Genomic DNA, 14,209 nt, shown 5'->3' with positions numbered 1-14,209 from the left:
TTTATCCTAGCGATAAGGTTTACACTTTACTTATCAAAAAATGAGACGTCAATACTTCTGGATGTCTATATGTCTTTGCTTATGGCAGTAAATCCCGCTAAAATTAGGGTCTTTGATTATTTAGATTCGAATGCAAACAACGAAGGTGCGCAATGGCAGACTGGAATGGCGAATATATTAGCCCGTATGCGGAGCATGGGAAAAAGAGTGAACAGGTAAAAAAAATCACGGTATCAATTCCACTAAAAGTACTGAAAGTACTGACTGATGAACGTACTCGTCGTCAAATCAATAACTTACGCCATGCAACCAACAGTGAGTTATTGTGTGAAGCCTTTTTGCACGCCTACACCGGTCAGCCGTTACCAACTGATGAAGACTTACGAAAAGATCGCCCAGATGATATTCCCACCGAAGCGAAAGCATTAATGACCGCGATGGGAATTGAATTCGAAGCCTATGACGAATAAGCACCAATAAAAAAACCTAGCAGCGCTAGGTTTTTTTATTCTGGTCAGAAGGTCCAGTTCAGTTTTAGCCTTGCATATAGTTTTCTGGCATGTCGATACGAGCAACCCCAGAATCGACGGCAGCTTGTGCAACCGCTCTTGCTACGCGAGACAATAGGCGTGGATCCATTGGTTTAGGAATGATGTATTCTGCGCTAAAGCTGAGTTTTTCTACCCCCGCCGCTTGTAGTACGGCCTCTGGCACGGGCTCTTTTGCCAATTGACGAATTGCTTCAACCGCTGCTAGTTTCATCTCATCATTAATTTCGCTGGCTCTTACATCCAAAGCTCCCCGGAAAATAAACGGGAAGCAGAGTACGTTATTCACTTGGTTTGGATAATCACTGCGGCCTGTTCCCATGATCAAATCATGACGAACTTGATGCGCTAATTCTGGTTTAATTTCTGGGTCAGGGTTAGAACACGCAAAAATTACGGGTTTGTCTGCCATCAGTTTCAAGGCGTCAGGAGGCAGTAAATTTGGGCCTGAGACTCCAAGGAATAAATCAGCACCAGCAATGACATCTTCAAGCGTACGTTTATCGGTGTTGTTGGCAAATAAGGCTTTATATTCATTGAGATCATCTCGACGGGTATGAATCACCCCTTTGCGATCCAGCATATAAATTTTTTCGCGCATAGCGCCACATTTAATCAGCAGCTCCATACAGGCAACTGCTGCTGCACCTGCGCCTAAGCAGACAATAATGCAGTCTTTGAGCTCTTTTCCTTGCAGCTCAATGGCGTTGAGCATACCTGCGGCGGTCACAATCGCAGTACCGTGTTGGTCATCATGAAAAACAGGTACATCACAACGTTCGATCAGGCGACGTTCGATTTCAAAGCAGTCTGGCGCTTTTATGTCTTCTAAATTGATACCACCAAAAGAATCTGCAATATTCGCAACAGTATCGACAAATTCATCAATGGTGCGGTGTTTTACTTCAATATCAATTGAATCTAGGTTAGCAAACCGTTTAAACAGAAGCGCTTTCCCTTCCATAACCGGTTTAGAGGCCATTGGACCGAGGTTACCTAAACCAAGGATGGCCGTTCCATTTGAGATAACGGCAACCATATTGCCTTTCCCGGTGTATTTGTAGACGTTGTCAGCATTTTGTGCAATTTCACGTACAGGTTCGGCAACACCTGGACTGTAAGCCAGTGCAAGGTCAGCAGCGGAATCAGCCGGCTTTGTTAAAGCAATTGCAATTTTCCCCGGAGTGGGTAACGCGTGATAATCAAGGGCACTTTGGCGGAATGCTTCTTCCGGAGAAAGGTCTTGGTGATGGTCTTCTGGCATAGGGGCGGTTCTCTTATTGTTTTGTTAACGAACAACTCATTCTAAAGGATGTCAGGCAAACTGCCTAGGCGGGATTGTATTCAAAGTGAACAAAGGGAGCGTCATTTAATCTGATAAGACCAGCTTACTCGCTATATTCTTTGGGTAGTAAGTCAATCTGTGGTGACTGAAAGGGCGAAAGAGGAAAAGAGGGAGTGAATCCATACAAACAAAAAGGACGCCGTAGCGTCCTTTGGTAATCTTTGCTTAAAGCAGGAATTACTTCTTGCTTGATAGTGCGCCGAAACGTTTGTTGAAGCGATCAACACGGCCACCAGTATCAACGATACGTTGTTTACCAGTATAGAATGGGTGGCATTTGTCACAAACGTCAAGGTAGATGCTTTCTTTACCAAGAGTTGATTGGAAAGTGAAAGCGTTGCCGCAAGAGCAAGTTGCGCTAACTTCTTTGTATTCTGGGTGGATACCAGCTTTCATGGGATAACCTCAAATGTAGGCCGTGTCGCTATCCGAATCTTTGCCGGACACCACACGTAATGTTAATGATACTGTTCAGATGCCAGTAAGATACCAAGCATCTTTAAGGCGCGATATAGTAATGAATCCTCGCTGTAGGATCAACAGGTTTCGGCGCTATTTTCACCACTTTTGTTAGTCGAATTTCTTTGCGTCATCCAGTAGACTGTGCTTTCTGCTCCTTTTTGACGGCTGACGGATAGTTATGCGCCCAACCATTGCTCGTGTTGCTTTGCCTGTTCCTCTTGATAAGCAATTCGACTACTTGATTCCCTCTCACCTCTTTCCATTGATTGGAGGGCGAGTGTTGGTGCCTTTTGGTCGTCAAACGTTAGTGGGCATTGTCACCGCGTTGGTGTCCGAGTCGGATTTTCCGCTGACGCAGCTCAAATCGATTCAATCGGTATTAGATACTCAACCACTTTGGCCAGATAAGCTGTACGCGTTACTTCAGTGGTGCAGCCAGTTCTACCAATATCCTCTTGGTGAAACGTTAGCTAATGCGCTGCCGAGTGCTTTGCGTAAAGGAAAGGTGGCCGAGTTTGCGGTTAGCAAAGAGTGGCGCTTAACTGAATTGGGGCGAAACCAATTCATGCAGGGGTTTGGTCGTGCGGTCAAGCAAGCGCAAGTGATGAATTTGCTGCAAGTCGGTCCTTTGTCTCATCAAATGTTGCTAGATGAAGGGGTGAGTAGTAGCACGCTCAATGCTCTACGGGACAAGCAGTGGATTGAAGTTAAAGAGCAAGCACCACAATGTGAGCCTTGGCCTGAACAAATTGAAGCGAACGTTGATAAACCGAAGTTAAATCAAGAACAGGCGATTGCTATTGCCACGGTCAATAGCCAGGCGGGGTTTGCTTGTTATCTTTTACAAGGCGTAACGGGTTCTGGAAAAACGGAAGTTTATCTTAATCTAATAAAACCGGTCTTGGAGCAGGGCAAACAAGCACTAGTCCTTGTTCCTGAAATCGGGTTAACTCCGCAAACGATCCAACGTTTTCGTGAGCGTTTTACGGTTCCGGTTGTAGTGATTCACTCTGGGCTGAATGACACTGAGCGCCTTAATGCATGGCTGGCTGCGCGAGATAAAGCCGCAGGGATCATCATTGGTACGCGTTCTGCGTTGCTGACGCCTTTTTCGGAACTCGGCATTATTATCGTCGATGAAGAGCATGATACCTCTTATAAACAGCAAGATAGCTTACGCTACCATGCGCGAGATGTCGCGGTCATGCGGGCAAACCTTGAGCAAGTGGCCATTGTTTTAGGCAGTGCTACCCCAGCCTTAGAAACATTGCATAATGCATTAATTGGTAAATACCACCACCTACAATTGACCCAGCGGGCTGGAGTGGCACTACCAACGAAAAACCGAGTGTTGGACATTAAAGGTGAGTATCTAGAAAGTGGTTTATCTGCGCCTTTGATTGCCGAAATGCGTCGTCATTTATCGCAAGGGAATCAGGTATTGCTGTTTTTGAATCGGCGTGGATTTTCCCCCGCACTCATGTGTCATGAATGCGGCTGGATTGCTGACTGCCAGCGTTGCGACGCTTACTATACTTATCATCAATACAGTAACGAAATTCGTTGCCACCACTGTGGTTCGCAAAGAGCGGCTATTCAGCAATGTCAACAGTGTGGTTCTACTCATCTTGTCACCGTTGGGGTGGGTACTGAGCAGCTTGAGCAGCAGCTAGCTCAAGTTTTTCCTGACTATCAAACCATTCGCATTGATAGAGACAGTACGCGCCGCAAAGGCAGTCTAGAGTCAGCTTTAACGGCCATTCGTGATAATCAGTATCAAATATTGATCGGGACTCAGATGTTGGCTAAAGGTCACCATTTCCCTAACGTTACTTTAGTGGCTCTACTGGATGTCGATGGTTCACTATACAGTAGCGATTTTCGTGCTGCTGAACGTTTAGCTCAGCTATTTATTCAAGTTGCTGGTCGTGCTGGTCGTGCCAGTAAACCTGGAGAAGTGGTGTTACAAACGCATCATCCAGAGCATCGCTTGTTGCAAGCTTTGCTGCATAAAGGGTATGACGATTTTGCGCATACCGCCTTAGCTGAGCGGCAAATGGCTCAACTTCCCCCTTACACCTATTTAACGCTATTTCGTGCAGAAGCGAACCAATCCGCTATGGTTGAAACTTTTCTAAGGCAAGTGCGAGAAACATTGCAAGTCCATCCACTGTTTGCACAAGGTGCGGCCGTGTTGGGGCCCACTCCTGCACCATTGGCCAAGCGAGCGGGGAAATATCGTTGGCAGTTGCTTTTACAAACGCCAACGCGCAGCATGATGCAACGTTTGTTGACCAGCTCAAAATCCGCCATTCAGTTATTGCCCTTAGCCAGCAAAGTGCGTTGGAGCATGGATATTGAGCCTCAGGATTTAAGTTGAGAAATGTGATGCGTGTGGTTGGGGGGAGAAACTGAAAACTCCTTGTTCGTGATAATGGTCACACTTGCAATGCAAATTTTGTTAATTAAGCCGTAACTTTCTCTACAGAAAACAATACACTATCAACATGATAGCGTTAGTGAATCGTTTTCGTAAGGCAGACTAAAGCTGAATCGATGACATTGTTGGTCGCTTGTGCCGGATCAACAGCGAGACGCTGACCCAAAGATAAAGAATAAAGAGAGGATAAACTTAACATGGCGACAATGAAGGATGTTGCCCAGCTTGCAGGTGTTTCTACCGCAACGGTTTCTCGTGCGTTGATGAATCCTGAAAAAGTCTCTACTTCGACCCGAAAACGGGTGGAAGAGGCGGTTTTAGAAGCTGGCTATTCCCCCAATTCTTTAGCACGTAATTTACGACGTAATGAATCCAAAACCATTGTGGCGATTGTTCCTGATATTTGTGACCCGTATTATACCGAGATCATCCGTGGTATTGAAGATGCGGCTATGGAACATGGTTACCTCGTGTTATTAGGGGACAGTGGTCAACAGCGAAAACGCGAAAGTTCCTTTGTCAATTTAGTGTTCACGAAGCAAGTGGATGGCATGTTATTGCTAGGTGCTGACTTACCGTTTGATGTCAGTAAATCAGAACAGAAGAATTTGCCACCCATGGTGATGGCGTGTGAATATGCCCCTGAACTTGAATTGCCGACCGTACACATTGATAACCTGACCTCTGCATTTGAAGCGGTTAACTATTTAACTCAAATGGGGCATAAGCGTATCGCTCAGATCAGTGGCCCAGAAGGTGCCGTTTTGTGCGAATTTCGTCAGCAAGGTTATCAGCAAGCACTACGTCGAGCGGGCTTGACAAAAAATCCAACCTACCATGTTGTGGGCGATTTTTCCTTTGACTCTGGTGCAAAAGCCGTGCGTCAACTACTGGCTTTATCTGAGCCACCTACGGCTATTTTCTGTCATAACGATGCGATGGCGATTGGTGCCATGCAGGAAGCCAAACGGTTAGGGTTGCGTGTTCCACAAGATTTATCGGTAGTGGGATTTGATGATATCCAGTTTGCACAATATTGCGATCCACCATTAACCACCATCTCACAGCCGCGGTATGAAATTGGCCGTCAAGCCATGTTAATGATGTTAGAACTACTGCGTGGGCATGATGTAAGAGCGGGCTCTCGCTTGCTAGAAACCCATTTAGTGGTTCGAGACAGTGCTGCGCCTCCGAGAATGTGATAATAGAGATTTTCCTTAATACTTGGAGAGTATGATTTGCTCGCTTGCTGACGTTTTGGTGCTGTTATCTGTACGCAAACTACATTAACATGTGGGCCAAATTGTCAACGTTTGAATTTGTCTGTGGCTAATAAAGATTATGTAAGACGTGGTCGTAGTCCCAAAAAGCCGACCAAGAAAACAGCACCCCGCCGTAAACCTTGGCGCAGTGGGTTACTGGCACTCATCTTATTGAGTGGGTTTATCTATGGTTTGTATCGGTTAAGCTTGGAGCCTGAGCCGCCTGCACCGAAAAGTACCAGTGTGTCGAAAAGCAAACCGAAGGTAACACCGACCGAAACCATTCCTCCTCCACCTACCGAGAAATGGGATTATGTTGAGTCGTTACCGAATCGTGAGATCGAAGTCATTGCCAAAGAGCAAGAGATTTCAGATATTCCATACATTATGCAGTGTGGCGCTTATAAAACAATGCATCAAGCGGAAGCGCGTAAATTGGATATCGCTTTTCAAGGCCTGACCAGTAAAATTCGGAAGAAAGAAGACAGCAGTTGGTATCGAGTCGTTTTAGGTCCTTATACCTTTAAGCGTGAGGCTGAACGCGATCGACATAAATTACAGCGTGCTAAAATCGAACCTTGTGCTATTTGGAAAGAACGTCAATAAAATCAATAAGTGTGAGAAGGCAAAGCCGTAGGGTGATGCCTTCTTTGCTTTTATCTACCCCCCAGCGTTTGTGGTACTTAGCGGTCATTTAATCTTACTGGGATTCAGTCATCATTCATTATAAGCCATCGTTAAGCGGGGGATCTCATTACGAGAAGCAAGGTTTTTCCCTTGAAATGTTTTCTCCTTATCCTCATATACTCTCTAACATCCTAGTGAAAAGCATAAAAGAGGTCCTCACGTGACTACCATCGTATCTGTACGTCGTAATAATAAAGTGGTGATTGCCGGAGACGGGCAAGTCTCACTGGGCAATACCGTCATGAAAGGCAATGCGCGTAAAGTCCGTCGACTATACAACAATAAAGTTCTTGCGGGGTTCGCTGGTGGCACTGCGGATGCTTTTACTTTATTTGAGCGCTTTGAAAGCAAATTACAAATGCATCAAGGGCACTTGACCAAAGCCGCGGTAGAACTGGCGAAAGATTGGCGAAGTGATCGCGCTTTACGCCGCCTAGAGGCGATTTTGGCCGTTGCGGATGAAACCGCATCATTGATTATTACTGGTAATGGGGATGTGGTTCAGCCTGAACACGATTTGATCGCCATTGGTTCTGGGGGTAACTTTGCTCAGGCTGCCGCGATCGCTTTGCTAGAAAATACAGAGCTAGATGCGAGAGACATTGCTGAGAAGGCCCTTAATATTGCCGGTGATATCTGTGTATTTACCAACCATCAGCACACCATTGAAGAGCTGGAAATCCCTCAAGCGTTGATCGCTCAGGAAAACCAATAACTCGGTGCCTACCGAAAGCGAATGTTAAGGAATCGATCATGTCAGAAATGACTCCTCGTGAGATTGTTCACGAATTAAACCGTCATATTATCGGTCAAGAGAAAGCCAAACGCGCGGTAGCCATTGCTCTGCGTAACCGTTGGCGTCGTATGCAGCTTGATGAAAGCTTACGTGTCGAAGTGACGCCCAAAAATATTTTGATGATTGGCCCAACAGGGGTCGGTAAAACGGAAATAGCTCGCCGTTTAGCGAAGCTGGCGAATGCTCCTTTTATTAAAGTTGAAGCGACTAAATTCACCGAAGTGGGGTATGTTGGTAAGGAAGTTGAAACCATCATCCGTGATTTAACCGATGTTGCCGTAAAACTGACTCATCAACAAGCTATGGAAAAGGTCAAATTCCGAGCGGAAGAGTTGGCAGAAGAGCGGATTCTCGATGCGTTATTGCCCCCAGCTCGTGATGCTTGGGGTCAATCAGAGCAAAGTGAAGAGTCCTCTTCTACTCGCCAAGTTTTTCGAAAGAAACTGCGTGAAGGCAAGCTGGATGATAAAGAGATTGAAATCAACGTAGCGGTGCCACAAATGGGGGTTGAGATCATGGCTCCTCCCGGTATGGAAGAAATGACCAACCAGCTACAAGGTTTATTTCAAAACCTCGCGGGTGATACCAAGAAAAAACGCAAGCTGAAAATTAAAGATGCATTGAAGGCGTTAGTGGAAGAAGAAGCGGCGAAGTTGGTGAATCAAGAAGAGTTAAAAGATCAAGCCATCTACAATGTGGAAAACAATGGCATCGTCTTTATTGATGAAATCGACAAAATTTGTAAACGCGGTGAAAGTTCTGGCCCTGATGTTTCTCGTGAAGGGGTGCAGCGTGATCTTCTTCCGTTGATTGAAGGCAGTACCGTTTCGACCAAGCATGGTATGGTCAAAACCGATCATATCTTATTTATCGCTTCGGGGGCTTTCCAAGTAGCCAAACCTTCAGACCTGATTCCTGAATTACAAGGGCGTCTTCCGATTCGAGTTGAGTTAGAAGCACTATCTAGTGATGACTTCAAACGTATTTTGACTGAACCCAAAGCGTCCTTAACTGAGCAATACATTGCGTTGATGAAAACGGAAAATGTGCAAATTGCCTTTACCGAAGATGGTATTAAACAAATTGCAGACGCCGCATGGCAAGTGAATGAAAGTACTGAAAATATTGGTGCCCGCCGCTTGCATACTGTGATGGAACGTTTAATGGATGAGATCTCTTATGACGCGACAGAAAAGTCGGGAAGTGAGTTCACGATTGACGCCGCTTATGTTCGCAGTCGTTTAAGCGAATTGGTCGAAGATGAAGATTTAAGCCGCTTTATCTTGTAATTTCTCAGCCCACCTTGATCTGGTGGGCTTTTTTATCCGCCCCATTTACGCGTATACTGGGCCTCCATGTTCAGTTATATTTTATCGTTATGAATAACTCTTTACGTATTTGGGTGGATGCTGCAAGGCCAAAAACACTTCCTCTCGCGCTGGTTTCTATCTTTACTGGCACTGCTTTGGCTTTTTCATCTGGGCATTTTTCGGTGCCAGTTACCCTGTTGGCGTTATTAACGGCGACTTTACTGCAAATTTTGTCGAATTTAGCCAATGATTATGGTGATGCGGTAAAAGGGACGGATAACGAAAAACGTCTGGGGCCGATACGGGCGATTCAGTCGGGAGCGGTCTCTCTGAGCGATATGAAACAGGCGATGGTGATCAATATTGTATTGACGATTCTTGCTGGTTTAGCGTTGGTATTTTATTCCCTAGACAGTTTACACAGTATTCTTGCTTTTATCGGCTTAGGTATTTTAGCTATGTTGGCGGCGGTGGCTTACACTGTTGGTAATAAACCGTATGGCTACGTTGGGTTGGGTGACCTCTCGGTATTCCTCTTTTTTGGTTTACTTGGGGTTTCTGGCAGTTATTTTCTGCATACTGGTCACATTGAGTGGAGCCTCTTTTTGCCATCACTTGGCTGTGGTTTATTAGCCGTAGCAGTACTCAATGTGAATAATATGCGCGATATTGAAAATGATGCCGAATGTGGTAAACGTACGATTCCGGTTCGTTTGGGGCAACAACGCGCTAAAACATATCATTTCTTACTGCTGTCGGGGGCGATGTTCTCGTTTGCCAGTTATCTATTGATGCAAGATAAGCCGCTTTGGATAAGCCTACCATTCCTATTAAGTGTCATTGTTGTTCTGCAACATGGCCGTGCGGTATGGGCAACAAATAAACCCGCACAGATTGCACCGATGCTTCCGGTTGTAGTGAAATGTTCTTTGATCACCAACCTTTTATTTGTTGGAGTGGTGATCGCTCAAACTCTCACGAGTTAATTTGCGTTCTGTCATTGCATTGACTTACTGACACTATATACTCGTGGGATAACGGTTCGTTAAGAGAGTAAAGCTATGGAATACAACACCTCTGCGCTATGCGATATCTATCTCGATCAGGTTGATGTGGTAGAACCCATGTTTAGCAATTTTGGAGGCTGCGCATCCTTCGCTGGACAAGTCACTACCATTAAATGTTTTGAAGACAACGGCTTAATCCGTGAGGTTTTGGAGCAAGACGGTGTTGGACGTATTCTATTGATTGATGGTGGTGGTTCTTTACGCCGAGCATTGATTGATGCTGAGTTGGCTGCCATAGCTGAAGAAAACGAATGGGAAGGCATTGTCGTTTACGGCAGTGTGCGTGAAGTAGATGAACTCGAAGAGATGAGTATTGGCATTCAGGCATTAGCTTCTATTCCTGTTGGGGCAACGTCTCTTGGCATTGGTGAAGTGGATGTGGCGGTGAACTTTGCTGGTGTCACTTTCCTACCTGAAGATTATCTGTATGCGGATAACACGGGGATTATTCTTTCACCTGAACCACTCAATGTTGATTTAGACGTGGATACGGAAGAAGAGTTAACCGAGCATTAATTTCCTTTCGGAGATTTGATAAAAGCCGATCGTTTACATCGGCTTTTTTTGTAGCTATGGCGTAGCCATCAAACATCGATGTCGCAACCACAGCGCATATAAGTATCCGAATACCCCTCCACTGATATTGCCAAGAGCAATACCAATAAATAATCCTTCTACGCCATACCAATATGAGCCAAGCCACGCTGAGGGCAAAGTGAAAATAAATAGGCGCATAAAACTCCACTGAAAAGCTTTAATCGGTAAGTGCAGTGCATTGAGTGCTGAAACCAGCATCATGACAATACCTTGGAAGCCATAGCTAATCGGCACGACTAATAAATAGTGCCAGAGTAAATCGCGAACGGCTTGTTCTTGAGAAAATAACGCCGCCAAGGGAATGCTGAGCGGCACCATCATCATAAAGATCATCAGTTGAAATAGAATGGAAAAGCGCATGCCAATGAACAAGCCTGCAAAGCTACGTTTAGGTTGTTTAGCGCCCAAGTTTTGCGCCATAAATGGAGTTAAGGCTGAAGTGAGAGACATCAACACTAACAGTAGAATTGACTCAATACGTTGAGCTGCACCAAAAGCCGCCACAGCTGTAGTGCCGTGTTGAGAAAGAATGATCATCAAGAGTGCCCCACTGATTGGGGTCATCGCACTGGAAAAAGCCGCTGGAGTTGCAATGCGTAAAATTTGCCGCCAATCTTGGGAGATCAGTGCCAATTTTGGCAAAATTAGCAATTTTTCTCGCTTAATTAATACGTATAGCGAACAGAATAACGCACCAAGCCATGAACAGGCACTGGCAATCGCCGCTCCTTGAATTCCCAATGCGGGGATAGCACCATAGCCAAAAATGAGTAGCGGATCTAACCCCCCATTAATGATTCCCGCTAATAACATGATCTTGGCTGGAGTTTTGGTATCTCCGGTTGCTCGGATAGCACTACTACCTGCCATGGGGATGACTAATAACGGAATCGTGAAATACCAGACTTGCATATACTGTTTAATGAGCGGCACAAGTTCAGCCTGTGCGCCGAGCAATGGGAAAAGTTCATCTATCGTTGCCACACCCAGTATTGCCGCCAACATGACTAAGCTTACGGCTAACAATAGCCCGTGGCTGCTGAGTCGAGCAGCTTGCTGAGTTTCCCCTCGGCCTAAGGCTCGTCCAATACAGGTTGATAAACCGACACCTATTCCCATGGTGATGCAGTTCAAGCCGAATGTCACAGGAAAGGTATAACTGATGGCCGCTAAAGATTGAGTACCGAGTAGGGAGATAAAAAAGGTATCCACGAGGTTAAACATGAGCACCGCTACCATGCCAACCGTCATAGGAAGCGTCATCTGACGTAATACTTGAGGGATAGGAGCGGATAATAAGCCGTGTTTATCATGCATAGCGGACAACAAGGTAAAGAATGAAGGGATAAGGATACTTGATCTTATTAAAGGGGACTAGGGCGAAACCCTCTTTCATACTTTCTACACCAGAGGCTCTTTGGGAAGGTGGATAGGGGAAAATAATAAGGCCAGCAATGCTGGCCTTATTCACCATAACCTAAAGCGGTTTATGCGTTTTTCATTTTTGCTGCTGCTTTAGCGATAGCTGCAAAGCTTTTCGCATCAAGAGACGCACCACCAACCAATGCACCATCGATGTCTGGTTGTGAGAAATACGCTTCAGCGTTTTCAGGTTTTACGCTGCCGCCGTATTGAATGATCACTTGTTCTGCTACTGCGGCATCTTTGGTTGCGATAAGGGCACGGATAGACGCGTGAATGCGTTGTGCATCGTCTGCGGTTGCTGCTTTACCTGTACCGATTGCCCAAATTGGTTCATAAGCGATGATCGCACCATTGAATGCTTCAACACCACATGCGTCGATGACAGCATTGATTTGGCGAGCACATACGGCTTCGGTTTCACCCGCTTCGTTTTGCGCTTCGGTTTCACCAATACAGAAAACAGGGGTTAGGCCATTTTCTTTTAGGAACGCAAATTTTTTCGCAACGAATTCATCAGATTCATTGTGGTAATCACGACGCTCTGAGTGGCCAATGATGATGTGAGAAGCACCGAAATCTTTCAGCATTGCAGGAGACATATCGCCCGTGAATGCACCACTGTTGTTAAGATCAGTATTTTGTGCACCAAGAATCATCTTGTTGCCACCTTCTTTAATTAGGCGCTCAGCAAGATCTAAGTAAAGTGCTGGTGGGGCAATGGCCACATCAACACCAGTGACACCTTCTAATTCAGCATTAAGACCGGTGAGCAGCTCAGTCACCATTGCTTTGCTACCGTTAAGTTTCCAGTTACCCATCACTACAGGACGACGCATAGGAATATCTCCAATTTCAATTGATAAAAAAAATCGACTGGCGAAGAATATAACAGATAAAACAGCGCAGATCATGATTATGGTCATGACTTTCTGGGATCCTATTTTCTCTGCCGTTAAGGCTATGCCGTGATTCATTAGACAGAAACTTAATGCAAGGCTCTGACTTTGTGCTTCACTTGGGTATAGTGAAGGTTGGCGAATAAACAAGGAGTCAGTCATGCCTAATCTTGTATTGGAATATTCGAACTCGGTGGAAGAGAGAGTGAATATTCAAGGTTTATTAGAAGATCTACATCAAGTCACGCTACAGAGTGGGTTATTTGAAGCATCTTCAGTTAAATCTCGTACTTTACGTTGCCATCATTGGCTTATTGGTGATCAGGGAAACAGTGCCGATTTTATTCACCTTAACGTTGAATTACTGGATGGCCGAACGGAGTCGCAAAAACAGCGATTGGCGCAGCAACTGATCCAGGTGCTCTCAGAGCAAGCTAGCCAAGTCTATTCTTTAACAGTGAATATTCGTGACATGGATAGCGCATGTTTTCAAAAAGAGACTCATTAAATCATGGGGAATCCCCTCGTCTTATCAAGCGTAGGTAACAAAAGCGATGTCATTACAACAACTCCTTTTTTCTTTTCAGGGGCGAATCAACCGCCAAACTTTTTGGGTTTGGAATGCGTGTTACTACTTGTTTATCGCTATTTTTATCTTAATGGCTAACCGTTGGTTTCCTAACTGGGCTCCGTCGTTATTACCTGTGGTTATGTTAGTTATCTTACTACCCGATCTGGCGGTCACCGCTAAACGCTGGCATGACCGAGATAAATCCAGTTGGTGGTTACTGCTCAACCTGCCTCTAGTTTTTGGGCGTATGAGTGTACCAGTGGGAGAAGCAAGCCTTGCTAGCTCACCGAACGGGTTTGACAGTTTGATTGCTTTCGCTGCGCTCAGTTGCGGGAGTTGGATCTTGGTGGAATGTGGTTTTCTGGTGGGGACTCAAGGGGATAACCGATTTGGTAAAGATCCCTTATTGCGTTAGCACCAGTGGGAGTGCCTAGGGCGAAATGGAATAATCTCTGCGTTGAGTTTATTGTTTGCATCGCCTTCCAATACGTCACGAAATCGAACCATTTGCAGCCGTAGCTCCCGCATTAAAATAACATTGGCGTGGGTTGGATTCTTACAGTGACTAAGGACTCGATCAATATGGCTTTGTTGTGCACGCAGCCTATCTTGCATTGTAGAAGATGAAGCATCAATCAATGCATTACATAAGCTTTGTTTCAATTGAATAAAAGCTTGAGAATCGTGTTGAGCCAGTGAAACCAGCTCATCAAATGAAGGTAGCTCTTGTGAGGTATCAGGGGGAGTCATCCATCTCTCCTTGTATAGATAACATAATTCGTTCGGGGAACATCGAATGTGAG

At 45.3% G+C, this 14,209-nt stretch carries 15 protein-coding genes; 10 read left to right on the top strand and 5 right to left on the bottom strand.

Features of this window, described 5'->3' with window-relative positions:
* Positions 1-152 precede the first annotated feature (152 nt).
* Positions 153-470, top strand: a complete 318-nt coding sequence (metJ, locus tag EXA13_RS08645; protein WP_078927113.1) for a met regulon transcriptional regulator MetJ — start codon at positions 153-155, stop codon at positions 468-470.
* A 64-nt stretch (positions 471-534) separates the two neighbouring features.
* On the opposite strand, the gene EXA13_RS08640 is transcribed toward metJ, so the two are convergent.
* Positions 535-1,812: a malic enzyme-like NAD(P)-binding protein gene (locus EXA13_RS08640; protein WP_238132812.1), complete on the bottom strand. Its 1,278-nt coding sequence runs from the start codon at positions 1,810-1,812 to the stop codon at positions 535-537.
* A 258-nt stretch (positions 1,813-2,070) separates the two neighbouring features.
* The gene (gene rpmE / locus EXA13_RS08635) at positions 2,071-2,289 is read right to left on the bottom strand and encodes a 50S ribosomal protein L31 (protein WP_078927111.1); all 219 of its coding nucleotides are present in this window, start codon (positions 2,287-2,289) and stop codon (positions 2,071-2,073) included.
* A 244-nt stretch (positions 2,290-2,533) separates the two neighbouring features.
* Here rpmE and priA point away from each other — a divergent pair, with 244 nt between their 5' ends.
* From priA to rraA, 7 genes are all read left to right on the top strand, one after another.
* On the top strand, positions 2,534-4,735 hold the full coding sequence (gene priA, locus EXA13_RS08630; protein ID WP_238132811.1) for a primosomal protein N': 2,202 nt from the start codon (positions 2,534-2,536) through the stop codon (positions 4,733-4,735).
* A gap of 257 nt (positions 4,736-4,992) precedes the next feature.
* The gene (gene cytR, locus EXA13_RS08625; protein ID WP_238132810.1) at positions 4,993-5,997 is read left to right on the top strand and encodes a DNA-binding transcriptional regulator CytR; all 1,005 of its coding nucleotides are present in this window, start codon (positions 4,993-4,995) and stop codon (positions 5,995-5,997) included.
* A 123-nt stretch (positions 5,998-6,120) separates the two neighbouring features.
* The gene (locus EXA13_RS08620; RefSeq protein ID WP_238132809.1) at positions 6,121-6,663 is read left to right on the top strand and encodes an SPOR domain-containing protein; all 543 of its coding nucleotides are present in this window, start codon (positions 6,121-6,123) and stop codon (positions 6,661-6,663) included.
* Positions 6,664-6,904: 241 nt separating this feature from the next.
* Positions 6,905-7,459, top strand: a complete 555-nt coding sequence (gene hslV, locus EXA13_RS08615; RefSeq protein WP_238132808.1) for an ATP-dependent protease subunit HslV — start codon at positions 6,905-6,907, stop codon at positions 7,457-7,459.
* Between the two features lie 38 nt (positions 7,460-7,497).
* Positions 7,498-8,829: an HslU--HslV peptidase ATPase subunit gene (gene hslU, locus EXA13_RS08610; protein WP_238132807.1), complete on the top strand. Its 1,332-nt coding sequence runs from the start codon at positions 7,498-7,500 to the stop codon at positions 8,827-8,829.
* An 89-nt stretch (positions 8,830-8,918) separates the two neighbouring features.
* Entirely contained in the window at positions 8,919-9,836 is a 918-nt protein-coding gene (locus EXA13_RS08605) for a 1,4-dihydroxy-2-naphthoate polyprenyltransferase (protein ID WP_238132806.1), read from the top strand.
* Positions 9,837-9,911: 75 nt separating this feature from the next.
* On the top strand, positions 9,912-10,433 hold the full coding sequence (gene rraA / locus EXA13_RS08600; protein WP_238132805.1) for a ribonuclease E activity regulator RraA: 522 nt from the start codon (positions 9,912-9,914) through the stop codon (positions 10,431-10,433).
* 54 nt (positions 10,434-10,487) lie between these two features.
* Here rraA and EXA13_RS08595 read toward each other — a convergent pair whose 3' ends face one another.
* Both EXA13_RS08595 and tpiA read right to left on the bottom strand, forming a co-directional pair.
* Positions 10,488-11,831, bottom strand: coding sequence for an MATE family efflux transporter (locus EXA13_RS08595; RefSeq protein WP_238132804.1), 1,344 nt, complete (start codon positions 11,829-11,831; stop codon positions 10,488-10,490).
* A 170-nt stretch (positions 11,832-12,001) separates the two neighbouring features.
* Positions 12,002-12,775, bottom strand: coding sequence for a triose-phosphate isomerase (gene tpiA, locus EXA13_RS08590; RefSeq protein ID WP_238132803.1), 774 nt, complete (start codon positions 12,773-12,775; stop codon positions 12,002-12,004).
* 220 nt (positions 12,776-12,995) lie between these two features.
* On the opposite strand from tpiA, the gene EXA13_RS08585 reads away from it, so the two are divergent.
* Both EXA13_RS08585 and EXA13_RS08580 read left to right on the top strand, forming a co-directional pair.
* Positions 12,996-13,343: a 5-carboxymethyl-2-hydroxymuconate Delta-isomerase gene (locus EXA13_RS08585; protein WP_238132802.1), complete on the top strand. Its 348-nt coding sequence runs from the start codon at positions 12,996-12,998 to the stop codon at positions 13,341-13,343.
* A gap of 46 nt (positions 13,344-13,389) precedes the next feature.
* The gene (locus tag EXA13_RS08580; RefSeq protein WP_238132801.1) at positions 13,390-13,821 is read left to right on the top strand and encodes a DUF805 domain-containing protein; all 432 of its coding nucleotides are present in this window, start codon (positions 13,390-13,392) and stop codon (positions 13,819-13,821) included.
* Here EXA13_RS08580 and EXA13_RS08575 read toward each other — a convergent pair.
* A complete protein-coding gene (locus EXA13_RS08575; protein ID WP_238132800.1) occupies positions 13,818-14,156 on the bottom strand; it encodes a DUF3135 domain-containing protein in 339 nt (112 codons plus the stop codon). The genes EXA13_RS08580 and EXA13_RS08575 overlap by 4 nt on opposite strands.
* Between the last annotated feature and the right edge of the window lie 53 nt (positions 14,157-14,209).

Source organism: Vibrio cincinnatiensis (assembly GCF_022113815.1).
Taxonomy (GTDB): domain Bacteria; phylum Pseudomonadota; class Gammaproteobacteria; order Enterobacterales; family Vibrionaceae; genus Vibrio; species Vibrio cincinnatiensis_A.
This window is presented reverse-complemented; position numbering and strand designations above follow the sequence as displayed.